Genomic DNA, 24,723 nt, shown 5'->3' with positions numbered 1-24,723 from the left:
AGGAGGTCCTCATGAAACATATGCTGCATGTCACCGCCGCCGCCCTATGGCTGGCCACCGCCGGCCTTGCCCAGGCCGCCGACCTGAAGATGAGCCATGTCCGCCCGCAGGGCACGACCATCGACACCGAGCTGAAGGTCTTCGCCGATGCGATCCGCGAGGCGAGCGGGGGAGAGGTCAATATCCAGATCTTCGCGGCCTCGGCGCTCGGCGACTACACCACCGTGCAGGAGCGCGTGTCGGTCGGCGCCATCGACATGTCGGTCCAGCCGGCGGCGACCGCCGCCGACCGCCGGATGCAGATCGCCTCCCTGCCGTTCCTCGCCTCCAACTGGGAGGAGGCGCGCAAGGTCTACGGCCGCGGCGGGGCCATGCACGCGACGATGGCGGAGCTTTTCGCCAAGCAGGACATCACGATGCTGGCGGCCTATCCGGTCTATTTCGGCGGCATCGCGCTCAACCGCGACGCGGTCACCCCCGGCACGACCGAGGCCAAGGGCATCAAGGTGCGCGTTCCCGGCATCAAGGGCTTCCAGCTCACCGGCGAGGCGCTCGGCTACATTCCCTCGCCGATCCCGTTCTCGGAAGCCTTCACCGCGGTCCAGACCGGCGTCGTCGACGGGGTGATCGGCTCGGGGGCGGAGGGCTACTACTCCTCCTTCCGCGACGTGACCAAGACCTATATCCCCGCCAACACCCATTTCGAGGTCTGGTTCATGATCATCTCGACCGAGGTGTTCGAGGGGCTGAACCCGGACGTGCAGGCAGCGATGCAACGTGTCGCCGCCGAGTTCGAGACCATGCGCTGGACCGTTGCCGAGCAGGATCAGGCGAAGAACGAGCAGCGCCTGGCCGACGAGCTCGGCACCACGGTGGTGGCGCTCTCCGACGAGCAGCTCTCGGCCATGGCCGAAAAGGTGCGCGAGACCGTATGGCCCGAGGTGCTGAAGGACATCGGCGAGGACTGGGCGCGCTCCGTTCTCGAGACTGCCCGCGACTGATCCTGCCTCCTGCCGGGCGGCCCCGCGCTGCCCGGCATCCTTTCCAATCCGATCGGACATCGTCATGGATTCTGACTACGCCATCATCGGTGGGGGCGTCGTGGGCCTTTCCGTCGCCTGGGGCCTGCTCGGGCGCGGGCGCTCGGTCACCGTGATCGACGGCGACGACGGCAGCTTTCGCGCCAGCCGCGGCAATTTCGGCCTCGTCTGGGTGCAGTCGAAAGGCATGAACCAGCCGCGCTATGCAAGCTGGTCGCAAGCGTCGGTCGCCGCCTGGCGCGGCTTTGCCGAGGAGCTGCGCGAGGGCACGGGTGAGGATCCCGCGCTTCGGCAGAACGGCGGCTACGATCTGCATTTCTCCGAGGAGACGCTCGCCGAGACCGTCGCCCGCTACGAGGTGCTGAAGGCGAAGCTCGGCGGCAACTATCCTTACGAGGTGCTCGGCCACAACGAGTTGCGCATGGAGGAGCCGGCGATCGGGCCGAAGGTCGCAGGCGCGATCCTGCATCACCAGGACGGCCACGCCAATCCGCTGAAGCTGCTGCGGGCGCTCGCCGCCGATGTCCGGCGCCGGGGCGGGCGCGTGCTCAATGGCAAGACGGTCCAGTCCGTCAGCCGCAACGACGTGTTTCGCATCGAATGCACCGACGGCACCATCGTGGAGGCGGCGCGCACGGTGCTCTCCGCCGGGCTCGGCTCGGCGGCGCTGGGGCCGAAGATGGGCTTTCGCGCGCCGATCCGGCCGCAGCGCGGCCAGGTGCTGATAACCGAGAAACTGCCGAAGCTCCTCAACCGTCCGTCGCTGCTCGCCCGTCAGGTGGACGAGGGCGGCGTCCAGATCGGCGTGACCAACGAGGAGGTCGGCCACGACGACACGGTGACGGTGGAGGGCATTGCCGGGATCGCCGCCCAGGCCATCGCCGCCTATCCGGTGCTGGCGAAGGCCCAGCTCGTGCGCTCCTGGGGCGCGCTGCGGGTGCTGTCGCCCGACGGGCTGCCGATCTACCAGCACAGCCGAGAGATGCCCGGCGCCTATCTCGTGACCTGTCACAGCGGGGTGACGCTCGCCGCCGCCCATGCGCGCTTCCTGCCCGACTGGCTGGAAGGCACGGCGCAGGCCCCCGACCTGGAGGTGTTCAGTGAAGACCGCTTCGACCTTTCGTGAGCTGGAGCCGGAGGGACCGCGTGTCCGCGTCCGTTTCGCCGGCCGGGATCTCCTGCTGCGCGAGGGCGGCAATCTGGCGGCCGAGCTGCTGGCGGCCGGCGTCACCCCGTTTCGCCGCACGCCCGTTTCCGGCGCGCCGCGCGCTCCGTTCTGCATGATGGGCGCCTGCTTCGACTGCCTGGTGGAGATCGACGGCGTCACTCGACAAGCTTGTATGTGCGAGGTCGGCCCCGGCATGGAGATCGCGATGCCGTTTGCGGAGAGGGACGGGGATGCGTGACGCCGATCTCGTCATCCTCGGCGCCGGACCTGCCGGCATGGCCGCTGCCCGGACGGCGGCGGAGGCCGGCCTTGTGGTGGTGCTCCTCGACGAGCAGCCGCGCGCCGGCGGCCAGATCTACCGCGATGTCGAGCGGGCGGGAGAGCGGCGCGCCGCGATCCTCGGCGCCGACTATCTCAAGGGCGCCGATCTCGTCCGCGACCTGCCGCATCCGAATATCCGGCATCTCGCCGGCGCCACCGCCTGGCAGGTGGAGGAGGGGCGCCGCGTTGCCTTCACCCTCGACGGCGAGGCCGAACTGGTCGAGGGGCGCCGGCTGCTGATCGCGACCGGCGCGCTGGAGCGGCCGATGCCGATCCCCGGCTGGACGCTGCCCGGCGTCATGACGGCAGGGGCCGCGCAGATCCTGCTGAAGCAGTCGGGCATGGTCTGCGAGGGGGCGGTGCTCGCCGGCTGCGGGCCGCTGCTCTATCTCGTCGCAGCGCAGATGTGCCGTGCCGGCACGCCGCCGCTCGCCCTGGTCGAGACGCAGACGGCTGCCGACCGGCTCGCCGCGCTGCGCCATATCGGCGGTGCGCTGCGCGGCTGGCGGGCGCTTGCCAAGGGTCTCGGCCTGCTGGCCGAACTGCGCCGGGCCGGCGTGCGCCGCTACACCGGCGCCAGCGATCTTGCCGTCGAAGGGGGCGCGCAGGCACAGGCGCTGCGCTTTACCGCCGGCGGGCGCGCGCACCGGATCGCCTGTTCGACCGTGCTGCTGCATCACGGCGTCGTGCCCAACACCCAGGTCGCCCGCTCCATTGGCGTGCCGCATCGCTGGGACGATGCCCAGCGCGCATTCGTTCCCGAGCGCGACCCCTGGGGCCGTGCGGCGGGACTGGAAGGCGTCTTCATCGCTGGCGATGGCGGCGGCATCGGCGGGGCTGGGGCGGCGGCGCTGGCTGGCCGGCTCGCCGCGCTTGCCGTTGCCTGCGACCTCGGCCGGCTGAGCCCTGGCGAGCGGGATCGGGCCGCACGGCCCTTGCGGGCGGCGCTGTCGCGCGAGCTGGCGGTGCGCCCGTTCCTTGATCGCGCCTATCCGCCCTTTGCCGGCGCGCTGCGTCCGGGGGATGACACGCTCATCTGCCGCTGCGAGGAGGTGACGGCGGGCGACATCCGGCGCTATGCCTCCATCGGCTGCCTTGGTCCCAACCAGACCAAGGCCTTCGGCCGGGTCGGCATGGGGCCGTGCCAGGGGCGCTATTGCGGATTGACCGTGACGGAGCTGCTGGCCGACGCCAACGGGCGCAGCCAGGACGAGACCGGCTATTACCGCATCCGGCCGCCGTTGAAGCCGGTGACATTGGGCGAACTGGCGGCACTGGCCGCCTCGCAAAGCAAGGAGACTGCGGAATGATTGAACGCATCGATGTGGCGACGCGCATGAGCAAGATCGTCAAGCACAACGGCGTCGCCTATCTGTGCGGCCAGGTCGGCGAGGGCGAGACCGTCGCGGATCAGACCCGCGAATGCCTTGCCCGCGTCGAGGCGCTGCTCGAGCGTGCCGGCTCTTCGCGCGAGAAGATGCTGCAGGCCATCGTCTGGCTGGCGGACATCAACGACTTCGCCGAGATGAACTCGGTCTGGGATGCCTGGGTGCCGGCCGGCTGCGCGCCCGCCCGTGCCTGCGGCGAGGCCAGGCTCGCCCGCGCCGACCTCAAGGTCGAGATCATCGTCACCGCCGCCTGCGACTGACGCTGCCTGCGGCGGCGGAACACCGTCGCCGCCTGCATGTGGCAGAAGCAAGGGGCGCGCGCGCCTATGCCTCGATCTTCGAGACCCCGCACCACGTGGCGATGATGCCGGCGACGGCGCCGACGAAGCGCACGTGATCCTCGGTATCGACCCATTCGTCGGTGCCGTCGTTCTGGCTGAGATCGCCGCAGAGCGGGCCGATGCCGATGGTCGGGATGCCCTTCTGGATCATCGGGTTGCGGATATCGCTGCCCGTGTGCATCGGGTTCACATGCGCGTCCAGGCCGCAGACACCGCGGATCGCCTCATGGGCTGCGAGCAGCAGCGGATGGTCCTGTGGCACCTCGGCACCGGTGGTGCCGCTGTCCCAGACGATGCGCGGCGGGTTCTCCGCCAGCCAGGGATCGCTCGCGGCGGCCTCCGCCACCGCCGCCTCGATCTGCGCGCAGACGTCGGAAAGCTCTTCCGGCGGCGGGAAGGCGATGGCTGCGCCGAGCGTGCAGCGTGTCGCAAGGCGGGCGAGCCGCTTCGGATCGCCGGCCGAGATGTAGGACATCATGATGTTGGTCGAGCGGCCGACTTCGCCGTGCAGCGCCGGATGGTGCACCTCTTCGCCGCGCCGGGCATCGAGCCGTCTCAAGGCCTCCCAGATGACGAACGCCTTGTCGATGGCGTTGACGCCGAGATGCCCGAAGGCGGTCTGCAGCGGCTCGGTCGTCGGCGGCGGGCAGCCCTCGACGATCACCCGGAACTCGATCTGGCCGGAGGCCAGCGCCTTGATCTCGCGCAGCCCGGCGCCGGACTCGGCCGGGTGCAGGTAGAGCGCGGCATCCGCCGTCATGCCCTCCTGCATCAGCCGCGAGACGCCGCGGGCATGGCGCTTGCTCGGGGTGCTGGCGATCAGCACGTCGCCGTCGGGGCGCAGGCCGAGCGAGGCGAGCAACTCCAGCGCCTGCAATCCGGCGGCCACGCCGGAGAGATCATCCGCAACGCCCCAGCCGTAGAGCCGGCCCCCGTCGATCTCGCCGGCGAACGGGTCGTGCCGCCAGCGGTCGGTGCCGGTGACGGGCTCGCCGTCGGGATGGGCGAAGAGGATCAGGCTGCGCCCGTTTCCTGCGCCCTTGCACCGTGCGACGATGCTGGTGCGCGCCTGCGGATCGATGGCCGCCGCGCCGGCGAACTCTTCGATCATGCGCACCTCGGCCGGATTGTAGGAGCTTGCCTCGACGCTGCAGCCGAGCGCCTCGGCGGACTTGGCGAAGAGGGCCTGCACCGCCGTCTCGCCGTCCTTGCCGGCGCGGATATAGGCCCGCAGCCCGTCGAGAATGCGTGCGTGCTCGCGCGCCGAGGCACTGGCGATGTCCTGCAGGATCGATGTCACGGTGGTCTCCTGTCGGTGTCCGTCGCCAGCCGTCATGTCGCGATGGCCGCCGAGCGGCGCTGCAACAGGCGCATGAGGCTGAACGTCGTGTGGTCGAGCGGGTCGTGATGGACGGGGGCATCGCGCCCGTCGACGCGAAGATGCACCGGGCCGCAAGCCGAGTGGGCCTCCACCTCGAACCAGGCCTGGCTGACGGTGGGGTCGGCGACCAGCGTCACCCGCGTCGCGTCGAGGCCGAGACCAGCCAGCGCGACGCCGATGGTGACATTGAGATGGCCGGGAAACTGCGCGGCGATCTCGCGGGCGCTCGCCTCCAGGAAGGTCGTCGGCACCGCGACCCTCTCCAGGTCGATGTAGCGGCCTGCGCCCATCGCCTGCCAGCGCTCCAGCGGATAGCCGATGCGCATGGCGACGCGGGAAAGGCCGTTCTCGCGCGCCGCTGTCAGGAAGCCGATGGAGCCCAGCGCCCCGGCCGGCACCTCGATCCGTCCCGGCCCCCTGGCGGCCGCCTGCCTCAGCCGGCGTTCCGCCTCGCGATCGGCGAAGGCGCCGAGCGAGAGGGGCAGGATATCGCAGCCGGCGGAGAGCAGGGCGGGAGCCGCCTCGACCAGCGTCGCGGCGGAGGCGCATTCGGCGGCGACGGTGGGCCGCGCGGCAAGAAAACTCGCAAGGTCGGTGCAGATCGCCGCATCGGGGGCAAGGGCGCTCGCCTCGCCCGCCTGGTGCGCCCGCACCAGCAGCGCGGCGAGCTGCGGTCCGTCGCTCGCACCGGAAAAGCGCGCGGCAAGCCGTCTGCCGATCGGTCCGAAGCCGATGATCCCGAGCCGGTCGCGGGGGCGGGTGCTCATCACGATGTCCAGACCGTATCGAAAACAGCGGGAGGAGAGGCGGCGGCGGGGAGGCGCCGCCGCCCGCCGCAGGACCCGCCGGGCGCGGGGGAGGGCCGGGCGGGTCCGTTTGCGGGGAAAGGCGTCAGACCGGATGTTAAGCCGGAGATCAGGCCGGTCCGGGGCCGCTGATCGCGAACTTCTCTTCCTCGATGGTCAGCACGCCGTAGCGGTCGAACAGCTCGTCATAGAAGCCGCTGGCGCGCAGGTCGTTGAGCACGCCGACGGTGGCCTCGGCCAGCGTCTTGTCGGCAAAGGCCAGCGTCGCGATCTGCGGGAACAGGCCGGCGATGGCGCGGGTGAAGTCGTCGCGGTCCTCGAGGAACTTGGCGGTCGCGTCGATCGAGGTCGCGGCATCGACCTGGCCGGCGCGCAGGGCCTGGAAGGCTTCCGAGAAGTTGTTGAACACCCGGACGGTGATGCCCTTGAGCCCGGCATTCTTGAGCATCTCGTCGACCTCGCGGGTGCGGCGCTCCTCGATGCCGCCGAGCTCGACGCCGACGGACAGGCCCGCCAGCTCTTCCCACTTGGTGATGCCCTTCGGGTTGCCCTTGGGCACCAGGAAGCTCACGGCGGCGCGCTCGTAAGGCACCATGTACATCAGCTTGGAGCGCTCTTCGGTCCAGAAGATGCCGGTGTTGATCATGTCCCAGCGGCCGGCGGCGAGGCCCGGCACCATCGCCGCGAACTCGACCTTGATATATTCCGGCGTCAGGCCGAGCTTGGCGGCGATCTCCTTGCCGAGCTCGATGCGCATGCCCTGCACCTCGCCCTTGTCGTCGACGAACTGGAGCGGCGGCAGGGTCGGGTTGGTGCTCATGACGAGCGTGCCCGGCTTGATGATGTGCGGCGGGGCGAGCGCCGGCTGGGCGAAGGCGGCGCGCCCGCCAAGGGCAAGGCCGGCACCAGCCGCTGCCGCGCCGAGAAGCACGCTCCGGCGGGAGACGCCTGTGCCGAGAATGTGATCGAAGCCTTTGTTTTTCATGGGAGTTGTCTTCCGCTCTGGGGGATGGGACGGGGCTTGTTATTTATTGTATTCGGACGGTATACCATTTATATGCGATCTGCAAGCGGGCAAAAACGACGAATTCGGGAGGGCGGCATGGCGCATGCGGGGACGGTTCGGACGGTGTGCGGGCCGGTCGCGCCGCAGGCGCTGGGCTACACGTTGATGCACGAGCATCTGCTGTGCGACCTCACCCCGCCGGCGCTTCGCGGCCGCGGCCTGCCCGAGGTCGAGATCACGCTGGAAAACGTCTTCGACGTCACCTACCGGCCGAACGACTATCACGGCAATCACCGGCTCCAGGACCTTGCCGTCGCGACATCCGAGACCCGCCGCTTCGCGCAGGCGGGCGGCGGCACCATCGTCGAGATGACCACCGGCGGGCTGTGTCCGGACCCGGAAGGGCTCGCCGCGCTCTCGGCGGCGACCGGCGTGCATGTGGTGCTCGGCGCCGGCTTCTATACGCAAGGCTATCAGGACGCGGCGACGCTGGCGCTGCCGGTCGAGGCGCTGGCCGACATCGTCACGGCGCAGGTCGAGGAGGGCGCCTGGGGCACCGATATCCGCTGCGGCATCATCGGCGAGATCGGCTGCTCCTGGCCGCTGACGCCGTTCGAGCGGCGCTCGCTTGCCGCCGGCGCCATCGCCCAGCAGCGCACCGGCGCCGCCATCACCGTCCATCCCGGCCGCCATCCCGACGCCCCGCACGAGATCCTCGACGTGCTTCAGGCGGCAGGCGCCGACCTCTCCCGCGTCATCATCGACCATATGGACCGCACCTATGACGGCGTCGACGCGGTCGTCGCGCTGGCCCGGCGCGGCTGCGTCGTCGAATACGACTTCTTCGGCATCGAGCAGTCGCAATACTGGATGGCGGTCGCCGACCTGCCGACCGACTACATGCGCATCCATGCGGTGCGTCGGCTGTTTGACGAGGGGCTCAGTGGCAATGTCGTCCTGTCGCAGGACATCTGCACCCGCTCGCGCCTGCAATGCCATGGCGGCCACGGCTATGCGCATATGCTGCGCAACGTCATCCCCTTGATGCGCGACCGGGGCTTTGCGCAATCCGAGATCGACCTGCTGCTGAAAGAGACGCCGGCGCGGCTGCTGACGCTGGTGTGAGACGGATGGGGCGGGCGAGGGGCCTTCAGTCGGTCATGTTCAGGTGTTTGCGGGCGAAGTCGATCAGGCTGACGATGTGGTTCGCCACCGTCCGGCGCACGTCGTCGGCATCCTGCCGCTGAAGTGCGTCGATGATCATCAGGTGCTCGGTCGAATCGGGCGTCAGCCGGTCCTTCAACTGGCCGATCTCGAACAGCCGCGTCGTGGCGCGCAGGTTGCGCAGCACCTGCGCCATCACGTCGTTGCCGCAATGGTCGATGATCAGCCCGTGCAGATGGTCGTCGGAGAACCAGTGGGCGTCGGTGTGATAGCTCGTCGCCCCCATCAACTCGTCGATCTCGCGGCGAACCTCGATCAGCTTGCGGCGCGGGATGCTCCCCATCGCCTGCACCGCCGCTTCCGGCTCGATCAGCAGCCGCAGCTTCAGGCTCTGGATGTACTCGCCGATATCGACGTGCCGGACCACGTAGTTGCGCCCCTCGCCCTTGTGGACGAGGCCTTCGCCTTCCAGCCGCTGCAGCGCCTCGCGCAAGGGGGTGCGCGACACGCCGAGCGTCTCGGCGAGCCGCGCTTCGACGATGACATGGCCGCCACTGAGCTTGCGGTGGCGAATCATGTCCGACACGGCGTTGTAGGCCAGCGCGGCGAGGCTGTGGCTTCCCCGACCCGCTGCGCTGCCGCCGCTTTCCTCCGTCACGCTCACTTTGGCTTGCTCCTCCCCCGTCTCGTCGCTGCGCGGATCCTGCCTCATGCGAAAGACTTTCCTTGGCTACAGCCATGCGGCATAGCAGTCCTGATCGTCAAATAGGGAAGTGGAGACGGCGCATGGCCGAACAGGACACCGGCACGGAGACAAGTCTCGCCGACGAGACCTATCGCGCCCTGCTGGAGGAGATCCTGTCGGCGCAGCTTGCCGGAGGCGTCGTCATCCAGGAGCGGCGCCTTGCCGCCCGGCTCGGCGTCTCGCGCTCGCCGATGCGCGACGCGCTCGGCCGGCTGGAGGGGCAGGGGCTCCTGGTGCGCAACGGCAAGAGCCTGCTCACCGTACGCGTCATCACCCTGAAGGACTATCTCAACAGCCTCGCCATGCGCCTGCTCGTCGAGCCGGCGGCCGCCGCGCTCGCCTGCCCGGACCTGCCGGAGGCGGTGCTGCGCCGATGGACCGCGATGCTGGACGCCATCGAGGCCGACCCCGACCCCGATCCGGCGACGATCTGGCGCTTCGACGATGCGCTGCATCAGGGGCTGGGCGAGGCCAGCGGCAACCCGTTCATGGCCGAGACCATCGTCCAGATGCGCCGCTACACGACGATCTTCGAGCGCCAGCGCCGGCTCGAGCAGCGCAAGCCCGGCCTTGAGGACCATCGCGAGATCCTCGCCGCGCTCGCCGCGCGCGATCCCGAAGCCGCGCGCCAGGCGATGGCGCGGCACCTCGACAAGGTGCGCCAGCGGGTGCTCTCCACCTATTGAGATCGCCGCCGGGCGGCGGGGACGGGACGCCATCTCGTTCTTTCGCACGCTCGTTGTCTCGCACGCTCGGTCTTCGCAAGGAGCGGGACGCGCGGCGTCCCGAAAGGCCCGTGCACAGGTCCGACAAAGGGACTTGCGCCGGTCTCGATGCTGTGTATTAAATCGGTATACCAAATGAATGCGGGAAATGCAAACCAACCCGTGGCCCCATCTCACCCCGTGACGCCTCCCGGACGGGAGGCCCGCGACCCTGTCGCTGGCGCGCGCCCGTCGGTCGACCCGTTCCGCCTCCGCACGCCAGCGGCCGCCCGTCGGTCCGCGCCGTTCGGGGCGGCGCCGTCGTCCGCCGCCTGCCGCTCCCGATAGAAGGCCCGCACAGGAAGGCCCACCATGTCAGTCTGGAACTGGTCAGGTTTCTTCAACTATCTCACCAACGCCTACATTCTCGAAGGCGTGTTCACGACGGTCTGGCTGACCTGCGTCTCGCTGCTGTGCGGCCTGGTTCTCGGCTTCGTCATCGCCCTGATGCGCCGCTCGAAGCTGCGGGTGATGCGCGCGATCGCCTGGTTCTACATCTGGCTGTTTCGCGGCACGCCGCTCCTGGTGCAGCTCATCGTCATCTACACCGCGCTGCCGCAGCTCGGCATCCGCTTCTCGGTGATCGAGGCGGCCCTGATCGGCCTTGCGCTCAACGAGGCGGCCTATCTCGCCGAGATCATCCGCGCCGGCATCGAGGCGGTGCCGGAAGGTCAGTCGCGCGCGGCGCGGGCGCTGGGCATGACCGAGCGCCAGATCATGCGCTACATCATCATGCCGCAGGCCTTCAAGGTGATCATCCCGCCGCTCGGCAATTCGGTGAACGGCCTGCTCAAGACCACCTCCGTCACCTCGGTCATCTCCATGGAAGAGCTGCTGCGCCGCACGCAGGTGCTCATCCAGGAGAAGTTCATGGTGCTGGAGCTCTTCGCGGTCGCCGCCCTCTACTACCTCATCCTGACAACGCTCTGGGACTTCGTCCAGCGACGCATCGAACGCCGCTTCGGCCAGTCGACCGCCGCCGTCGGCCTCACGGAAAAGCGCTGAATCTTCATAAGGGTACCTTCACATGTCCACGACATTTCGCGGCGTCTTCACCGTGATGATCACGCCGGTCGACGGCACCGGCCGGCCCGACCTTGCAGCGCTCGCGGCCTTCACCGACTGGCAGATCCGCGAGGGCGTGCACGGCCTCATTCCGCTCGGCTCCACCGGCGAGTTCCTGTCGCTGTCCGAGGACGACAAGGACGCGGTGGCGCGCACGGTGATCGACACCGCCGCCGGCCGGGTGCCGGTGCTGATCGGCACCGGCGCGGAGGATACGCGCGAATGCGTCCGGCTCGCCCGCAAGGCTGAGGAGATGGGCGCCGACGGCGTCATGATCATCCCGCCGTTCTACTGCACCCCGACCGACGACGAACTGGTCGAGCACTACCGCACCATCGCCGCCGCCATCTCCATCCCGATCATGGTCTACAACAACCCGGCGACGTCGAATGTCGACATGACGCCGGAGCTGCTGGCCCGTATCGCCGAGATCGACGGCTGCGACTACGTCAAGGAATCCACCCTCGAGGTGACGCGCATCCGCGACATCGTCCGCCTTGCCGGCGACCGCATGGTGCCGTTCGGCGGCATCCTCGGGTTCGAATCCTTCGTGATGGGCGCGCAGGGCTGGGTGGCGGTCGCCTCCAATGTCGCGCCGGGGCCGATGGCGCGCATCTTCACGCTCGCCGCCGACGACAAGGATTACGATGCGGCCCGCGCGCTCTATCTGGAATGGCTGCCGATCATCCAGGCGGTCGGCGGCCAGGCCTATGTCGCCGGCACCAAGTCGCTGCTCGCGCATATGGGCCTTGCCGTCGGCGCGCCGCTGCCGCCGCGCCTGCCGCTGCCGGCCGCGCGCGATGCCGAAATGAAGGCGCTGGTCGAGCGGTTCGGCCTGCGCTTCGAGACCTGACCGGAGACAGACGCCCATGTCCGCTGCGGCCCCGCACGGTGCCAGGCCGGCCCCAGACCGCGTGACCGTCCATCTGGACGGCGAGACGCATCGTGTCGATCCGGGCATGTCCGTCGCCGCGGCCCTTGCGGCCGGCGGGCGGTCCGCCTTCTCGCGCGATGCCGTGGGCCATCCGCGCGGGCTGTTCTGCGGCATGGGCGTGTGTCACGATTGTCTCGTCACCATCGACGGGCGCAGCAGCCAGCGCGCCTGCATGACCAAGGTGCAGGACGGCATGCGGGTCGAGCGGCAGGCGGCCCGCCCGGACATTCTCTCGCCGGCGCTCGCCGATCTTGCGCCGGTGCCCGCCGAGCTTCCCTCGCGGGCTGTAGACGTGCTCGTCGTCGGCGCGGGGCCGGGCGGGCTCTCCGCCGCCATCGCCGCTGCCCGTGCCGGCGCCAAGGTCACCCTCGTCGACGAGCGGCCCGCTGCCGGCGGCCAGTTCTACAAGCAGCCGGCAACCGGGGAAGCGCGGGCAGCGCTTTCCCGTGACCGGCAGGCGCGGGACGGTGCCGGCCTCGTCGCCGAGGCCCTTGCCTGCGGCGTCGAGCTTCTCTCCGGTGTCACCGTCTGGGGCGCCGAGCGCCAAGAGGACGGCGCCCCCGTCCTCGGCTGTCTCGGCCCGGACGGCGCCTTCTACCTGCGCCCGCGCAGACTGGTCATCGCCACCGGCGCTTTCGAGCGGCCGGCCGCGTTCCCCGGCTGGACCCTGCCGGGCGTCATGACCACGGGCGCGGCGCAGACCCTCCTGCGCAGCTATGCCAGCCTTCCCGGACGCCGCTTCGCCATCACCGGCAACGGCCCGCTCAACATCCAGGTCGCCGGCGAGATCCTGCGCCATGGCGGCACGGTCGTCTGCCTTGCCGACCGGGCCCGCGCGCCCTGGTCGAGCCCGCGCGATGCCGTCGCCATCCTGCAGGCCGATCCGGCGCTGGCGCTGAAGGGCATGGGCGAGATCGCCGCCCTGCAGCGCGCCGGGGTCTCGATCCGCTGGCAGACCCGCGCCGTCGAGGTGCTGGGCGAGGGCCGTGCGCAGGCTGTGCGTCTTGAGGGGCCGTCCGGCGAAGAGGTGTGCGAGGTCGATACGGTGCTCATCGGCGGCGACTTCGCCCCGTCCAACGAGCTGTCGCGCCTGCTCGGCCTTGCCCATGTGGTTGCCGGCGACGGCACGCTGGTCGCCCGCTGCGACGAGGCCGGCGAAAGCTCCGATTCCTGTGTCCATATCGTCGGCGAAGCGGCGCGCTTCGGCGGCGCCCATGTCGCCATGGCCGCTGGGCGCCTTGCCGGCCTTGCCATTGCGCGCAAGCTCGGACTTGCCGCCGAGCCCGATCCCGGCGCGCAGCGCCGGCTCACTCGCGCCCGCCGCTTCCAGGCGGCGCTGTGGCGGTTGTTCCGCCCGGCAGACGGTGGACAGGCCGAGGCCGGCACCACGCTGTCCTGCCGCTGCGAGAGCGTCGGCTTAAGTGTGCTGCGGCAGACCGCCGCCGGCGGCCCGCCGGACATCGCCACCTTGAAGCGGCTGACGCGCGCCGGCATGGGCCGCTGCCAGGGCCGCTATTGCGGGCGCACGCTGACCGCGCTTGCCGGCCGCCCGGCCAGCGAGACGAACGGCCTGCTTGCCCCGCAAATGCCGCTGCGCCCGGTGCCGCTGGCAGCGCTCGCCGTCGAGAAGCCCGAATGGGGCGGCCACAAGCGGGCGCTGCTGCCCGAACGTCCGCCGCTGGACACTCCGGAGCCGCTTGCGATCCGCGAGGTTGCGACGCTCGTCATCGGTGCCGGCATCGCCGGCCTTGCGACCGCGCTCTTCCTCGCCGAGGCGGGGGAGGAGGTGGCGGTGGTCGAGCGCGGCTTTCCCGGCGGGCTCGCCTCGGGCGGCAATGCCGGCAGCCTGCACGCCCAGTTGCTCTCCTTCGACCATGGCGCCAAGGCGGAGGGCGATGGCGGTGCCGCCGCCCGCACCCTGCCGCTGCAGCTTGCCTCCATCGACCTGTGGCGCGAGCTGGAAGTGCGGCTCGGCCGCGACTTCGAGATGAAGATCACCGGCGGGCTGATGGTCGCGGAGAGCGAGGCGCATCTGCGCTTCCTGGAGGAAAAGACCCGCGTCGAGCGCAGCCACGGCATCGACTGCCAGGTGATCGGCCGCGCGGATCTCGCCCGGCTGGAACCCGGCCTGTCGCCGGCGATGGTCGGCGCCGCCTATTGCCCGCAGGAGGGCAAGATCAATCCGCTGGTCGCCACCCGCCATGTGCTGGAGGCCGCCGCCTCCGCCGGTGCCCGGGTGTTCGACCGCACCGAGGTTCTGGCGATCCGGCGCGAGGGCGCGGGCTTTCTCGTCGAGACCTCGCGCGGGTCCTTGCGCACTGGGCGCCTCGTCAATGCCGCCGGTGCCTTCGCTGCCCGCATCGGCGCCATGCTCGGGCTCGACATTCCCGTCTTCGGCGCGCCGCTGCAGATGGTGGTGACCGAGGCCGCCGCGCCCGCCGTCTCCCATCTCGTCGCCCATGCCGACCGGCACCTGACCTTGAAGCAGGCGGCCAACGGCAATTTCCTGATCGGCGGCGGCTGGACGGCCGGGCTCGATCCCGTGCACAGCCATCCGCGCCCGCTCCTCTCCAGCCTGGAGGGCAATCTCTGGGTCGCCCAGCATGTGGTGCCGGGCCTGCGCAAGCTGCATGTGATCCGCAGTTGGGCGGCGATGAACATCAATATCGACGGCGCGCCGATCCTCGGAGAACACCCGGCGATGCCCGGCTTCTTCAACGCCGTGACGTCGAACGGCTACACGCTCGGCCCCCTGGTCGGGCAGGTGACGGCGGCGCTGGTGCGCGGCCGCGATCCCGGCCGCGACCTTTCGGCCTTTTCCATGTCCCGCTTCCAAGGAGGGTGACCATGATCGAGATCACCGGAGTGACGAAATACTACGGCAAGTTCCCCGTCCTGAAGAATTGCTCGACCAGCGTCGCCAAGGGCGAGGTCGTCGTCGTCTGCGGCCCCTCCGGCTCGGGCAAGTCGACCCTCATCAAATGCGTCAATGCGCTGGAGCCGATCCAGCAAGGCTCGATCCGGGTGGACGGGGTCGAGGTCAACGACCCGCAGACCAACCTTCCCGAGCTGCGCTCGCTGGTCGGCATGGTGTTCCAGAATTTCGAGCTGTTCCCGCATCTCACCATCGAGAACAACATCATGCTGGCGCAGCGGATCGTGCTGGGCCGCAGCCAGCAGGTCGCCCGCAAGCGGGCAATGGAACTGCTGGAGCGCGTCGGCATGACCGGACACGCCCACAAGTATCCGGGCCAGCTTTCCGGCGGCCAGCAGCAGCGCGTGGCGATCGCCCGGGCACTCGCGATGAACCCCAAGGCGATGCTGTTCGACGAGCCGACCTCGGCGCTCGATCCGGAGATGATCTCCGAGGTGCTCGACGTGATGACCTCGCTGGCGCGCGAGGGCATGACGATGATGGTCGTCACCCACGAGATGGGCTTTGCCCGCCGCGTCGCCACGCGGATGGTGTTCATCGACCAGGGCGAGATTGTCGAGGACCGGCCGACCGAGGAGTTCTTCCCCGCCCGCCACAACCCGCGCACCGAGGCCTTCCTCGGCAAGATCCTGCATCACTGACCATTCGGCCGAGGCGCGGGGCACCGACCGCCTCCCGCGCGCCGGCCGCGAACCACCACCAAGGGAGAAATGACATGAAGATCAAGATCACCGCCGGCCCCTTCACCTTCGACGCGGTGCTGGAAACCGAGAAGGCGCCGGAGACCTGCAAGGCCTTCCTGGCGCGCATGCCCTTTGCCGGGCAGATCGTGCATGTGCGCTGGTCGGGCGAGGGCGTGTGGATCCCGCTCGGCGACCTGTCCTTCGGCGTCGGCTACGAGAACCACACCAGCCACCCGGCGCCGGGCCATATCCTGCTCTATCCCGGCGGCATCAGCGAGACGGAGATCCTGCTCGCCTATGGCGGCGTCGATTTCTCCTCGAAGATGGGCCAGCTCGCCGGCAACCACTTCGTCACGCTGACCTCGAACCTCGACAAGCTGCCAGAGCTCGGCCGCAAGGTCCTGTGGGAAGGCGCGCAGGACATCCGCTTCGAGGCGGCCTGACCTTTCCGGCTCAGTCCAGAACGGCGAACTGGTCGAGGATCCAGAAGACCTCCGCGGCCAGCGCCAGCACCAGAAAGGCGATGTGGAAGCGCGGTGCGCGCTTGCACATCGCGGGGCTTCCATTTCTTACCTCTCTCACGGCGCCAGCCGGATCGCCGTGGTTTCCTTGCCGGTGCGGATCACGAACATCGTGTAGAAGCGCGCCACATTGGTCTCGTTGCGGAACAGACGTTCGCACAAGCCGTCGAATTCCTCCATGCCGGACAGCCGCAGCATCAGCACCACATCGGCCTCGCCGCTGACGCTGTAGGCCTGCACCACCGCCGGCTCGCTGTCCGCCAGCGCCAGGAAGCGGCGGGGGTGCTGCTCGCCGTGGCGCTCCAGTTCCACCGTCACGATGGCCTTCAGACCCTTGCCGGCGCGCACCGGGTTCAGGATCGCGACCGTGCGGTCGATGACGCCGGCTGCCCGGAGCCGGCGGATGCGGCGCAGGCAGCTCGACGGCGACAGGCCGACCTCCTCGGCAAGGTCGGCATTGGTGCGCGCGGCGTCGTCCTGCAGCAGGTTGAGAAGCTTTCTGTCGATGCGGTCCATGGTGCCTCCGGAGGTCGCGGCACTATGCAATAAAATTGCACGAACTTGCAAAGTTTGACCAAAAATGCCGCGCGGCTGCGGTATCGCTAGCGCAGGAAACTGTTGGAGTGACTCGAATGTCGGTGCGTGCGCGGCTGATCCAGCGAAACCGCGAAACCCTTGGGATCTATTGGGAACTGGTGCGCATCATCGTCCCGGTGATGGTGATCGTCGAGATCCTGGCGCGCCTTGGCGCCATCCGCGCCATGGCCCCCTATTTCGAGCCGGTGATGCAGCTCTACGGCCTGCCGCCGGAGATCGCGCTCGCCTGGCTCACCGGCCTGCTGATCGGCATCTGGGGCGCGATCATCATCGTCTTCGCCCTGGTGCCGGTGTCCGAGCTGACCGTCGCCGACATCACCGTCTTCTCGACGCTGCTGCTCTTCGCCCATGCGCTGCCCATCGAGCAGCGCATCATCCAGCGCGCCGGGCCGGGCTTCTGGATCACCACGGTGCTGCGCATCGCCGGCGGGCTCGCCTGCGCCGCGCTGCTGCACCAGCTCTATTCCGCCACCGGCTGGCTCGCCACGCCGCTGTCGCCGGTGTGGATGCCGATGGAGGAGACCACGACCTGGACCGGCTTTGCCATCGGCCTCGGCAAGACGCTGCTGATGATGCTGATGATCCTGTTCGGCCTGTGCTGGCTGATGGACATCCTCAAGGTCACCGGCATCATGGACCGGCTGATCCGCGCGCTGGTGCCGCTGTTCCGCCTTGCCGGCATCGCCCCGCCGGCGGTGCCGTTCGCCTCCGTCGGCCTGCTGCTCGGCATTTCCTATGGCGGCGGCCTGCTGATCCGCGAGGCGCGGGAGGCGCGGGTCGATCCGCGTCAGGTGTTCCTCGCCAGCGCCTTCATGGGCTTTGCCCACAGCCTGATCGAGGACACGCTGTTGGTCGTCGCGGTGGGGGCGGATTTCGCCAGCGTCTTCTTCGGCCGGCTGCTCTTCGCGGTGGTCGCGACCGCGCTGCTGGCAAGGCTCGTGTCGCTGATCCCGGACTGGATCCTGTTCGCCGAACCGGCGCGGGCGCGGGCCATGCTGCGCGAGGTCGAGGCCGAGGCGCGCTGAGCCGGGCGCCTGATGCTCGCGGCAGCCAAGGCCGCCGCGAGCTGTTGCCGCAAGACTAGCGGGCGGCGGCGCGCTTGCCGAGCGGGCGGATCACCAGGAGGTCGATCGCCAGCATCACCAGCAGCGAGGCGCCGACCAGCGGGAAGACGATGCCGCCGACGATGAGGATCGCCAGCAGGCCTCGGAACACCTTCGGGTCCGTCGGCATCGGCGGCACGCCGAGGCTCCCCGACGGCCGCCGCTTCCACCACATCACACCGGCGGAGACGGCGAGCATCACGATGGCCAGGCACACCGCCACCAGCAGGATCTGGTTGGCGAGGCCGAATTCCTGGCCCATATGCACGTTGATGCCGAATTCCAGCCATTTGCCGAGCGGGCCGTAATCGGCATAGGTCATGTCGACCAGCGGCTTGCCGCTGTACTGGTCGAGATGCACGACGCGCTGCTGCGAAAGGTCGTCCGGATAGACCGAGGCCGAATAGACGCCGGTCGGCGAGGTGGGCAGCGCCAGCGCATAGCCCCGGTGCAGCCCCAGCCCGTCGACGATCTCCACCGCCCGGTCGATGCCCATATCGCGGGCCTGCGGCGCGGCGTCGGTCGAGTTGGGGATCCGCGCCTGTTCCAGCGACCAGGCGGTCTGGCCGGTCTCGGCGAGTTTCACGTCCGACATCGGCACGTTGACGCGCACGCCGGACGGATAGCCGAAATTGTTGCCGTTGGCCCATTCGTTGACCTTGGCGCCCCAGTTGCCGGACCACGGCATGCCGGTGATCGCCAGGAAGACGATGAAGGCGCCGACGAAGATGCCGGTGACCGCGTGCGTATCGCGCCAGAACATCCGGTTCTTCGGCGTGCCGCGCACGCTGGTGACGCCGCCGCGTCCGCTTTTGCGTGGCCACCACAGATAGATGCCGGTGCCGACCAGCAGGATCGCCCAGCCGCCGACGATCTCGATGACGGCGCGCACGGTGGGTCCGAAATAGCGCAGGCTGTGCAGGTAGCGCACCGTCCACATCACCGTGCCGCGGTCGGGCAGGGCGCCGAGCACCGTCGCGTCATAGGGGTCGACATAGACGGCGAGCCGCTGGCCCGTGTCGGCCTTGACGGTGATCTCGGCCGAGGCGTTGGCGACCGGCGGATCGGTGTATTTCACCGCCGTGCCGGGATGGGCGTCGAGCGCGGCCGCAACGATGGCGGAGGGCGCGGCCTTGGCGAGGGTCTCGCGGATCTCCACCCGCTTCAGGTCCGCGTGCAGGATCGCGTCCAATTCGTCGCGGAAGAGATAGAGCGCGCCGGTGACGGCGAGCGTGATCATGAAGGGCAGGACCAGCAGGCCCGCATAGAAGTGCCAGCGCCAGACGGCGCGGTAGAGGTCGGAATTGGAGGCCGGGGAGGCGAGCGCCCCCGTTCCGGCTCCAGGCGCGGTGGTATCGGTCATCGATGGATCTCCAGGCAGGAGGGCGCTCGCCGCCGCGCGGGGGTCGCATCGGCGGCGGGACGGCCCAGGTGCCGTTTGTTGAGTGGATACGGCGGCGCCGGCCCGAAAGCCTCGGCCGGCGCCGCGCCGGGATCAGTGGGTGCTGTGGTCGGTCTTCTTCGTCTCGCCGTGACCATGGCTGCCATGGTCATGCGCCTTGCCGCCGGCGCCCATCTTGTCGGCCGCCAGCTCGACCTCGATGTCGCCGCCCTTCTCGAAGGTCAGGGTCAGCGGCACCATGTCGCCCTCGGCGATCGGCTGCTTGAGGCCGATCAGCATGACGTGGAAGCTGCCGGGAACGAGTTCCACCTTGGCGCCGGCCGGCACCTCGAGACCATCGGCGAGCGGACGCATCTTCATGATGCCGTCGACCACTTCCATCGTGTGGATCTCGACCTTCTCGGCGACCGGCGAGGACCCGCCGATCAGCCGGTCGGCGGTGCCGCCCTCGTTGGTGAAGGTCATGAAGGCGCCGGCGACCTTGGCGGCCGGCGGCGTCGCGCGGGTCCAGGGATGGCCGATCTTGATTTCGCCGATCCGGTAGCCGTGGGCATGGGCGCCGGCGAGCGCGACGAGCGTCAGGCCGATCGCGAAGACAATCTGCAGGATACGCATGAGAAATGCTCCATAAGTCGCAAAGGTGCGAACCGGCGGCCATCGGGCACGGCCGGTCGTCATTGAGGTCGATTGCGTCAGATGGAGACGAGGGGCGGCGCGCGGGCCGGCGGCGGCGGTCCTTCCGCACGGTCGGTGGCCGTCGGAGCCGGGGTGGGAGCCCAGGAGGCGGCGTCGGCCGCCGCTTCCGGATCGGGCAGGGGCGTGGCGGCCGGGGCCGTCAGCGTGCCGCCGACGCAGGCGAGCTTGCACAGCGTCGAGCAGCAGTCGCGGGCGAGATCCTTGAGCGGATGGTCGTCGCCCGGATCGGCGATCGCCATCGGCGAGCACAGGATATAGGCCGGGCTGGTGCCGTCGGCGGCCATCACCGTGCGGGCATGGGCGGCGACAAGGCCCTGCAGCAGCATGGCGAGGACGATCGTCGCGGCCATCGACCACGTCAGCAACCGGTCCTTCAGGAGTTGCCTCATGCTGTGCATCCCTCGTCTCTAGCCGTGTCGCGTGCGTCTGTCACGAGGGGAAATCGGCGCCGCGCGGATGACACGTCGCAGGGCGCGCTCCTATAGTGCCCGGACCCATCCGGATGCGCGGGCGGGCAGTGGCGGCAGGACGGGCAGGTGAACGGCAGCGAGAACGCGAAAGGGGCGACCGGCATCGGCGCCGTGGTCGGCGCCGCGGTGCGGCGCGAGCGCCTGCGCACCGGTCTGTCGGCGAGGCTTCAGAACCACTGCAAAAACCGAAAAGAGACCTGCTGACAACTGACCCGAAACAGGTTTCGCTGCCTCTCTGAAAACCCCGCCGTCCGAACCGGTTTCAAAACACTAAACTGTCAGGGGAACACCGTCTCTGTGCATGTTGCTGACTTTCATCCTGTTTTTCACGATAATAGCCTTATGGGAGATGCGAAGCCCCCAATCAGAACGGCGAGATCGTCAGACGCAGGAGATATTGCTTGGGTGCATTTTTCATCTGGAGGTGGGCGTATACGGGCTTGCTTCGAGACGAAGTGCTAGCAAGGTTAGATATTGAGTAAGCGTGAATCTGGAGTCGTTTACATATCTACTGAGTTTTGATGATGTAAAACTGGATGGAGATATGAGTGACACTTTACGATTGGAAGGAAAAAACACTCAGGCGCATTTCTGCGAGAGCTGACCGTGAGTTCGACCGGGCAATCTTTGCGAAAAGACATTCCTTGTACAAACGTGACGATTTTGAGATTGCCGGTTCTCGTCTCTACAAGGCTCTATCCATTCTATTCAACCGAATTGACCTCCGTTACATAGAGCTCGACCGGCTTCTGCGGACGTTTGGAAAGAGTTCGATAATGCGGTCCGTAGGTATCGTAGAAGAAACGATCGATTGGTCCAGTCACGAGATAGATTTCCGCGAATTTTCAGCCAGTGAATTGAGAGGCTGGCCGTCGTTGCAATTTCGAATTCGTCAAGCAAAAAAATATATTAGCCGCTTTCTCAAAAGAATTTTTGGATATTTATCATGGCGCTTTAAAAGGAGTCGCGCAGATATTTTTCTTGGTTCGAGGGACGATAATGTATCCTTCTACGGAATGATCATATTGATGATTTCTGCTCTACCTATCGTACTCGTTTACATGTTAGGCATCGTGCCCAGTAGGGGAACTCTGGCGCACGATATATTTATCGCATTACACGCTTCTGCGGTGGATATCATTTTACTCGTAGTAATACTATCGATATTTATATCGGAGAACAAAAAAAGAGAAAATCGCAAGGCCTTAGACCGACACTTGCTTTTAAATCACGGTCGTCAGGGCGCTGAAATCAGTCAAGAATTAGTGGCGTTGCTGCGGAATGTCCATATTCAAGATGGTCATCTTCGAAATTCGGAAACAATGTACGGTGCCCGTATTGTCCATGACGAGAAGGAAATGAATATTTTCGGATTTTCAGGGTATTTATGCATAAAAGGATGTGATGTTGAGGGTTTAAACATTCTTGGGGTAAATGAATTGCATATAGGGCGCGAGCATATTCCAGACTGCCTGGATGCGACCGCCTACGATAAGAAGGAAACTTCAATATCAGATATTAATATTATATGGATCATTTCATATAATAACTTATTCAACAAGGTTCATGTAAAGCGTATTAGAATGCTTTATACTTATTTGCCTTCTTATATCGATGGATTATCAATGGTGGCGATAAATTCAGTTTTTGTCGGTGGGTATATCTATAAAATGGAGGCGAGGTGTAGATCATTCGTCAAGTCTGAGTTTCACTCATTGACAATAGAAAATTCGAAGTTCGAGGATTGCTTATTTGAGAAATGCGTATTCACAGACCTCACAATAATTAATACGGAGTTTTTGAGGTGTAGATTTGTTGGTTGTGTGTTCTCTGCTAGAGATGTGTACAGTGGTTTTCTCACTCGTGAATCAAGCATACGAAGTATGGGTGAGCCGAGTGGAGATTTTCGTGCCCGTAGAAGAAAAATAATAAAAAAGGTCTACGGAGGGTCGCTAACAAGCTTTGTGGACGATTTTTCCATAATCGATGGGAAGCGGCTTGTGGATGTTGCAGAGAAAATGAAGCGGCGGGTTGCGTTTGGCGTGAGAGACGTTTGGCTAGGTGGTGTCCCTAAATCTGAGGGTGACAAGGGAGAGTTTCATCGGGAGAGGCTGATAAAAAGGCGGGCAGCACAGATTGCACAGCATAGATCGACGATGGATCTGCTGAATAGGATGCATTCGGGAGAAGCAGAGCAAGACGAATGGTGATTGCCGTAACGTCGACTTGCTATGTAGACCGTATATGTGCAGAGACGGTATTCCCGTGACAGTACCGCGCTATGAAACGGTTTCATACGGCGCGGGTTTCAGAGGGCATGGGAGCCTGTTTCGGATCTGTTTTCGGCCTGTCTTCTTTCGGCTTCCGCAGTGGTTTGTGCTGCGTACCGGGCAGCCCGTCGGCGAAGGTCTTGAGCGGGGTTTGCCGTTCATGCCGCGGCGCTGATGCGAGCGTGGCGCTCGATGGCGGGCTGGTACGATTACTAAAGCAGCGAGACCTGGGACGGTGCGCGTCTGCCAATCCGCAGGTGCTATATGCCTCCCCCGTGAGGATAGGGCTCGGGCGAGTGCTGGCTGTCGACCCTGCCGGTCAACCGGACGGGGCGGATCTGCGCTCACAGCTTCCGGGCGACAGCGCGGAAAACGAGTTCCCACAGGCAGGTGGCGCCGCTCGCCTGCCGCTCCTGGCGCAGCCGCGCGTCCAGCGTGTCCGGGTCGGCGCTGGCCATGTCGGTGATGCCGAAGCGCTCCAGCCGCGGCATCACTGCGCGCACGATCATTCCGACCGGATAGCTGCTGTCCGGCGTCAAAAGGTTCGCCTCCGCCCGCAGGCTCTCGACGGTCAGCCCCGCCGCACTCATCACCTCGTGCAGCGTCAGCCCCATGTCGAGCCGCGCGCCCTCCCGCCGCAGCATCTGCGCCAGCCAGTCGCGCACCTCGTCATGCAGGGGCAGGGGATGGCGGCCGGGCACCAGCTTCGAGGCGTCGTGTTCGTGAAAGGCGACGACCCCGCCGGGCCTGAGCGCGCTGCTGATCGCTTCCACCGCCGCGACCGGATCCTGCTGGTACATCAGCACCCTGCGGCCGACGACGGCGTCCAGCGTGCCGTGGCCGGGAAGCTCCGCATCGAAACCGCCCTCGATCACGCTTACATTGGCAAGGCCCTCGGCCGCCGCCATCCGCCGGGTCATCTCCAGCATGGCGGGATCGTGGTCGACCGCCAGCACCCGGCCTTGCGGCCCGACGCGGCGGGCGATCATCCGCGTCACCGCGCCGGGACCGCAACCGATATCGACCACCGTCCAGCCGGGCGCGATGCCGGCCTCGTCCAGCAGGTGCTCGGTCATCAGGTCGACGGGATTGGTGCTCATGCGGTCGGCTCCTGCGGGGCGGTGCAGCAGGTATCGTCGGCCGCCGCCGCGATATCCGCAAGGCCGACCTCGGCCAGCGACATGTGCAGGCGCAGCCGGCGCGCAGGCACTCCCGCCTCGTGAATGCCGATCACCGTCTCCACGTCCGGGCAGCCGTCCTCGCCGCAGGCAAGCTCGCTGACCGAGATCACCGCCTCCGCGCCGGGTGCCAGCACCTGACGCACCGCCTGCTTGACGCGCTCGCGCAGGGCGTGCCGTTCCGCCTCCGCCTCCGCGCTGTTTGCGGCGGCTGCGGCGTTGGCGGGGTGCCGGCCCTTCGGGGCGAACGGATTGACGAAGAGGCGCATGCGGCGGGCTCCGGATTTGTTATGTGATAACGTTTCATCATTGGCGAATGCGGAGGCGCGCGTCAAGCCGCTTGCGGGGGCGGGCGGGATAATGTATCCATATATCCAGAAGGAGAGATAAATGGATAAGTTGTCCGCGCTCGCCGCGCTGGCCGCCCTCGGGCAGGAGACCCGGCTGGACATCTTCCGCCTGCTGGTCAAGGCCGGGCCGCAAGGTATCGCCGCCGGCGAGGTCGCGGCCCGTCTCGGCGCGGTGCAGAACACCGTCTCGGCCCATCTCAAGACGCTGGCCCAGGCCGGCCTGATCCGGGCCGAGAGGGACGGGCGCAGCGTGCGCTACATCGCCGACATGACCGGCTTCCGCGACCTGCTGGCCTTCCTGATGGAGGACTGCTGCAACGGCGCGCCGGAGCTCTGCCGCCCGGTGATCGAGGCGGTGACCTGCAATTGCTGATCGTCCGCCGGACGGAGAACGG

26 protein-coding genes are annotated in these 24,723 nt (G+C 67.3%); 16 read left to right on the top strand and 10 right to left on the bottom strand.

Annotation, left to right across the window (positions count from 1 at the left end; translation table 11 throughout):
- Positions 1 to 11 precede the first annotated feature (11 nt).
- The 5 genes from dctP to TSB10P1A_RS16900 all read left to right on the top strand — a co-directional run bounded on the left by dctP (position 12) and on the right by TSB10P1A_RS16900 (position 4,177).
- A complete protein-coding gene (gene dctP, locus TSB10P1A_RS16920; protein WP_186389124.1) occupies positions 12 to 1,001 on the top strand; it encodes a TRAP transporter substrate-binding protein DctP in 990 nt (329 codons plus the stop codon).
- 64 nt (positions 1,002 to 1,065) lie between these two features.
- The gene (locus tag TSB10P1A_RS16915; RefSeq protein WP_186389123.1) at positions 1,066 to 2,166 is read left to right on the top strand and encodes an FAD-binding oxidoreductase; all 1,101 of its coding nucleotides are present in this window, start codon (positions 1,066 to 1,068) and stop codon (positions 2,164 to 2,166) included.
- A complete protein-coding gene (locus TSB10P1A_RS16910) occupies positions 2,141 to 2,446 on the top strand; it encodes a (2Fe-2S)-binding protein (protein WP_244293154.1) in 306 nt (101 codons plus the stop codon). The genes TSB10P1A_RS16915 and TSB10P1A_RS16910 overlap by 26 nt, the downstream gene beginning before the upstream one ends.
- Positions 2,439 to 3,839: an NAD(P)/FAD-dependent oxidoreductase gene (locus TSB10P1A_RS16905; protein WP_186389121.1), complete on the top strand. Its 1,401-nt coding sequence runs from the start codon at positions 2,439 to 2,441 to the stop codon at positions 3,837 to 3,839. Before TSB10P1A_RS16910 ends, TSB10P1A_RS16905 begins: the two co-directional genes overlap by 8 nt.
- The gene (locus tag TSB10P1A_RS16900) at positions 3,836 to 4,177 is read left to right on the top strand and encodes a RidA family protein (protein ID WP_186389120.1); all 342 of its coding nucleotides are present in this window, start codon (positions 3,836 to 3,838) and stop codon (positions 4,175 to 4,177) included. The genes TSB10P1A_RS16905 and TSB10P1A_RS16900 overlap by 4 nt, the downstream gene beginning before the upstream one ends.
- Positions 4,178 to 4,241: 64 nt before the next feature.
- On the opposite strand, the gene TSB10P1A_RS16895 is transcribed toward TSB10P1A_RS16900, so the two are convergent.
- From TSB10P1A_RS16895 to TSB10P1A_RS16885, 3 genes are all read right to left on the bottom strand, one after another.
- Positions 4,242 to 5,558 carry a M20/M25/M40 family metallo-hydrolase gene (locus TSB10P1A_RS16895; RefSeq protein ID WP_186389119.1) on the bottom strand — a complete coding sequence of 439 codons (1,317 nt, stop codon included), beginning with the start codon at positions 5,556 to 5,558 and terminating at the stop codon, positions 4,242 to 4,244.
- 32 nt (positions 5,559 to 5,590) lie between these two features.
- On the bottom strand, positions 5,591 to 6,406 hold the full coding sequence (locus TSB10P1A_RS16890; protein WP_186389118.1) for an aspartate dehydrogenase domain-containing protein: 816 nt from the start codon (positions 6,404 to 6,406) through the stop codon (positions 5,591 to 5,593).
- A gap of 148 nt (positions 6,407 to 6,554) precedes the next feature.
- Positions 6,555 to 7,430, bottom strand: coding sequence for an ABC transporter substrate-binding protein (locus TSB10P1A_RS16885; RefSeq protein WP_186389117.1), 876 nt, complete (start codon positions 7,428 to 7,430; stop codon positions 6,555 to 6,557).
- Between the two features lie 117 nt (positions 7,431 to 7,547).
- Between TSB10P1A_RS16885 and TSB10P1A_RS16880 the strand changes: the two genes are divergently transcribed.
- On the top strand, positions 7,548 to 8,576 hold the full coding sequence (locus TSB10P1A_RS16880) for a phosphotriesterase (RefSeq protein WP_186389116.1): 1,029 nt from the start codon (positions 7,548 to 7,550) through the stop codon (positions 8,574 to 8,576).
- Positions 8,577 to 8,601: 25 nt separating this feature from the next.
- Here TSB10P1A_RS16880 and TSB10P1A_RS16875 read toward each other — a convergent pair whose 3' ends face one another.
- Positions 8,602 to 9,327 carry a GntR family transcriptional regulator gene (locus TSB10P1A_RS16875; RefSeq protein WP_186389115.1) on the bottom strand — a complete coding sequence of 242 codons (726 nt, stop codon included), beginning with the start codon at positions 9,325 to 9,327 and terminating at the stop codon, positions 8,602 to 8,604.
- A gap of 74 nt (positions 9,328 to 9,401) precedes the next feature.
- Between TSB10P1A_RS16875 and TSB10P1A_RS16870 the strand changes: the two genes are divergently transcribed.
- From TSB10P1A_RS16870 to TSB10P1A_RS16845, 6 genes are all read left to right on the top strand, one after another.
- Complete coding sequence (locus tag TSB10P1A_RS16870) at positions 9,402 to 10,046, top strand: GntR family transcriptional regulator (RefSeq protein WP_186389114.1); 645 nt, start codon at positions 9,402 to 9,404, stop codon at positions 10,044 to 10,046.
- 390 nt (positions 10,047 to 10,436) lie between these two features.
- A complete protein-coding gene (locus TSB10P1A_RS16865) occupies positions 10,437 to 11,129 on the top strand; it encodes an amino acid ABC transporter permease (RefSeq protein ID WP_186389113.1) in 693 nt (230 codons plus the stop codon).
- A 22-nt stretch (positions 11,130 to 11,151) separates the two neighbouring features.
- A complete protein-coding gene (locus TSB10P1A_RS16860; protein ID WP_186389112.1) occupies positions 11,152 to 12,042 on the top strand; it encodes a dihydrodipicolinate synthase family protein in 891 nt (296 codons plus the stop codon).
- 16 nt (positions 12,043 to 12,058) lie between these two features.
- On the top strand, positions 12,059 to 14,968 hold the full coding sequence (locus TSB10P1A_RS16855; RefSeq protein ID WP_186389111.1) for an FAD-dependent oxidoreductase: 2,910 nt from the start codon (positions 12,059 to 12,061) through the stop codon (positions 14,966 to 14,968).
- 2 nt (positions 14,969 to 14,970) lie between these two features.
- Entirely contained in the window at positions 14,971 to 15,699 is a 729-nt protein-coding gene (locus tag TSB10P1A_RS16850) for an amino acid ABC transporter ATP-binding protein (protein ID WP_186389110.1), read from the top strand.
- Positions 15,700 to 15,773: 74 nt separating this feature from the next.
- Positions 15,774 to 16,184, top strand: a complete 411-nt coding sequence (locus TSB10P1A_RS16845; protein ID WP_186389109.1) for a DUF3830 family protein — start codon at positions 15,774 to 15,776, stop codon at positions 16,182 to 16,184.
- A gap of 135 nt (positions 16,185 to 16,319) precedes the next feature.
- On the opposite strand, the gene TSB10P1A_RS16840 is transcribed toward TSB10P1A_RS16845, so the two are convergent.
- Complete coding sequence (locus TSB10P1A_RS16840; RefSeq protein WP_186389108.1) at positions 16,320 to 16,778, bottom strand: Lrp/AsnC family transcriptional regulator; 459 nt, start codon at positions 16,776 to 16,778, stop codon at positions 16,320 to 16,322.
- 116 nt (positions 16,779 to 16,894) lie between these two features.
- On the opposite strand from TSB10P1A_RS16840, the gene TSB10P1A_RS16835 reads away from it, so the two are divergent.
- Positions 16,895 to 17,884 (top strand): nucleoside recognition domain-containing protein, encoded by a 990-nt coding sequence (locus TSB10P1A_RS16835; protein WP_186389107.1) that lies wholly within the window; start codon positions 16,895 to 16,897, stop codon positions 17,882 to 17,884.
- Positions 17,885 to 17,939: 55 nt separating this feature from the next.
- Here the strand turns inward: TSB10P1A_RS16835 and TSB10P1A_RS16830 are convergent, their stop codons facing one another.
- From TSB10P1A_RS16830 to TSB10P1A_RS16820, 3 genes are all read right to left on the bottom strand, one after another.
- A complete protein-coding gene (locus TSB10P1A_RS16830) occupies positions 17,940 to 19,325 on the bottom strand; it encodes a PepSY domain-containing protein (RefSeq protein ID WP_186389106.1) in 1,386 nt (461 codons plus the stop codon).
- Between the two features lie 132 nt (positions 19,326 to 19,457).
- Entirely contained in the window at positions 19,458 to 19,979 is a 522-nt protein-coding gene (locus TSB10P1A_RS16825; RefSeq protein WP_186389105.1) for a copper chaperone PCu(A)C, read from the bottom strand.
- Positions 19,980 to 20,056: 77 nt separating this feature from the next.
- Positions 20,057 to 20,449 (bottom strand): hypothetical protein, encoded by a 393-nt coding sequence (locus TSB10P1A_RS16820; RefSeq protein ID WP_186389104.1) that lies wholly within the window; start codon positions 20,447 to 20,449, stop codon positions 20,057 to 20,059.
- Between the two features lie 147 nt (positions 20,450 to 20,596).
- On the opposite strand from TSB10P1A_RS16820, the gene TSB10P1A_RS16815 reads away from it, so the two are divergent.
- Positions 20,597 to 20,734, top strand: a complete 138-nt coding sequence (locus TSB10P1A_RS16815; RefSeq protein ID WP_186389103.1) for a hypothetical protein — start codon at positions 20,597 to 20,599, stop codon at positions 20,732 to 20,734.
- 344 nt (positions 20,735 to 21,078) lie between these two features.
- Positions 21,079 to 22,740 carry a hypothetical protein gene (locus TSB10P1A_RS16810; protein WP_186389102.1) on the top strand — a complete coding sequence of 554 codons (1,662 nt, stop codon included), beginning with the start codon at positions 21,079 to 21,081 and terminating at the stop codon, positions 22,738 to 22,740.
- Positions 22,741 to 23,144: 404 nt separating this feature from the next.
- Here the strand turns inward: TSB10P1A_RS16810 and TSB10P1A_RS16805 are convergent, their stop codons facing one another.
- Both TSB10P1A_RS16805 and TSB10P1A_RS16800 read right to left on the bottom strand, forming a co-directional pair.
- Positions 23,145 to 23,900, bottom strand: coding sequence for a class I SAM-dependent methyltransferase (locus tag TSB10P1A_RS16805; RefSeq protein ID WP_186389101.1), 756 nt, complete (start codon positions 23,898 to 23,900; stop codon positions 23,145 to 23,147).
- Positions 23,897 to 24,247, bottom strand: coding sequence for a hypothetical protein (locus TSB10P1A_RS16800; protein ID WP_186389100.1), 351 nt, complete (start codon positions 24,245 to 24,247; stop codon positions 23,897 to 23,899). Before TSB10P1A_RS16800 ends, TSB10P1A_RS16805 begins: the two co-directional genes overlap by 4 nt.
- A 121-nt stretch (positions 24,248 to 24,368) precedes the next feature.
- On the opposite strand from TSB10P1A_RS16800, the gene TSB10P1A_RS16795 reads away from it, so the two are divergent.
- Complete coding sequence (locus tag TSB10P1A_RS16795) at positions 24,369 to 24,701, top strand: helix-turn-helix transcriptional regulator (RefSeq protein WP_186389099.1); 333 nt, start codon at positions 24,369 to 24,371, stop codon at positions 24,699 to 24,701.
- Positions 24,702 to 24,723: the final 22 nt, after the last annotated feature.

Source organism: Stappia sp. TSB10P1A, from assembly GCF_900185725.1.
In the GTDB taxonomy this organism is placed as follows: domain Bacteria; phylum Pseudomonadota; class Alphaproteobacteria; order Rhizobiales; family Stappiaceae; genus Stappia.
Note: the sequence above shows the minus strand (reverse complement) of the source record. Positions and strands in the feature narration are given on the sequence as shown.

Bases quoted from the DNA above. Each gene is read 5' to 3' on its own strand.
- dctP (WP_186389124.1), top strand. From the start codon at position 12: ATGAAACATATGCTGCATGTCACCGCCGCCGCCCTATGGCTGGCCACC.
- TSB10P1A_RS16915 (WP_186389123.1), top strand. From the start codon at position 1,066: ATGGATTCTGACTACGCCATCATCGGTGGGGGCGTCGTGGGCCTTTCC.
- TSB10P1A_RS16905 (WP_186389121.1), top strand. From the start codon at position 2,439: ATGCGTGACGCCGATCTCGTCATCCTCGGCGCCGGACCTGCCGGCATG.
- TSB10P1A_RS16900 (WP_186389120.1), top strand. From the start codon at position 3,836: ATGATTGAACGCATCGATGTGGCGACGCGCATGAGCAAGATCGTCAAG.
- TSB10P1A_RS16890 (WP_186389118.1), bottom strand. From the start codon at position 6,406: ATGAGCACCCGCCCCCGCGACCGGCTCGGGATCATCGGCTTCGGACCG.
- TSB10P1A_RS16885 (WP_186389117.1), bottom strand. From the start codon at position 7,430: ATGAAAAACAAAGGCTTCGATCACATTCTCGGCACAGGCGTCTCCCGC.
- TSB10P1A_RS16880 (WP_186389116.1), top strand. From the start codon at position 7,548: ATGGCGCATGCGGGGACGGTTCGGACGGTGTGCGGGCCGGTCGCGCCG.
- TSB10P1A_RS16875 (WP_186389115.1), bottom strand. From the start codon at position 9,327: ATGAGGCAGGATCCGCGCAGCGACGAGACGGGGGAGGAGCAAGCCAAA.
- TSB10P1A_RS16870 (WP_186389114.1), top strand. From the start codon at position 9,402: ATGGCCGAACAGGACACCGGCACGGAGACAAGTCTCGCCGACGAGACC.
- TSB10P1A_RS16865 (WP_186389113.1), top strand. From the start codon at position 10,437: ATGTCAGTCTGGAACTGGTCAGGTTTCTTCAACTATCTCACCAACGCC.
- TSB10P1A_RS16860 (WP_186389112.1), top strand. From the start codon at position 11,152: ATGTCCACGACATTTCGCGGCGTCTTCACCGTGATGATCACGCCGGTC.
- TSB10P1A_RS16855 (WP_186389111.1), top strand. From the start codon at position 12,059: ATGTCCGCTGCGGCCCCGCACGGTGCCAGGCCGGCCCCAGACCGCGTG.
- TSB10P1A_RS16850 (WP_186389110.1), top strand. From the start codon at position 14,971: ATGATCGAGATCACCGGAGTGACGAAATACTACGGCAAGTTCCCCGTC.
- TSB10P1A_RS16845 (WP_186389109.1), top strand. From the start codon at position 15,774: ATGAAGATCAAGATCACCGCCGGCCCCTTCACCTTCGACGCGGTGCTG.
- TSB10P1A_RS16840 (WP_186389108.1), bottom strand. From the start codon at position 16,778: ATGGACCGCATCGACAGAAAGCTTCTCAACCTGCTGCAGGACGACGCC.
- TSB10P1A_RS16835 (WP_186389107.1), top strand. From the start codon at position 16,895: ATGTCGGTGCGTGCGCGGCTGATCCAGCGAAACCGCGAAACCCTTGGG.
- TSB10P1A_RS16830 (WP_186389106.1), bottom strand. From the start codon at position 19,325: ATGACCGATACCACCGCGCCTGGAGCCGGAACGGGGGCGCTCGCCTCC.
- TSB10P1A_RS16825 (WP_186389105.1), bottom strand. From the start codon at position 19,979: ATGCGTATCCTGCAGATTGTCTTCGCGATCGGCCTGACGCTCGTCGCG.
- TSB10P1A_RS16820 (WP_186389104.1), bottom strand. From the start codon at position 20,449: ATGAGGCAACTCCTGAAGGACCGGTTGCTGACGTGGTCGATGGCCGCG.
- TSB10P1A_RS16805 (WP_186389101.1), bottom strand. From the start codon at position 23,900: ATGAGCACCAATCCCGTCGACCTGATGACCGAGCACCTGCTGGACGAG.
- TSB10P1A_RS16800 (WP_186389100.1), bottom strand. From the start codon at position 24,247: ATGCGCCTCTTCGTCAATCCGTTCGCCCCGAAGGGCCGGCACCCCGCC.
- TSB10P1A_RS16795 (WP_186389099.1), top strand. From the start codon at position 24,369: ATGGATAAGTTGTCCGCGCTCGCCGCGCTGGCCGCCCTCGGGCAGGAG.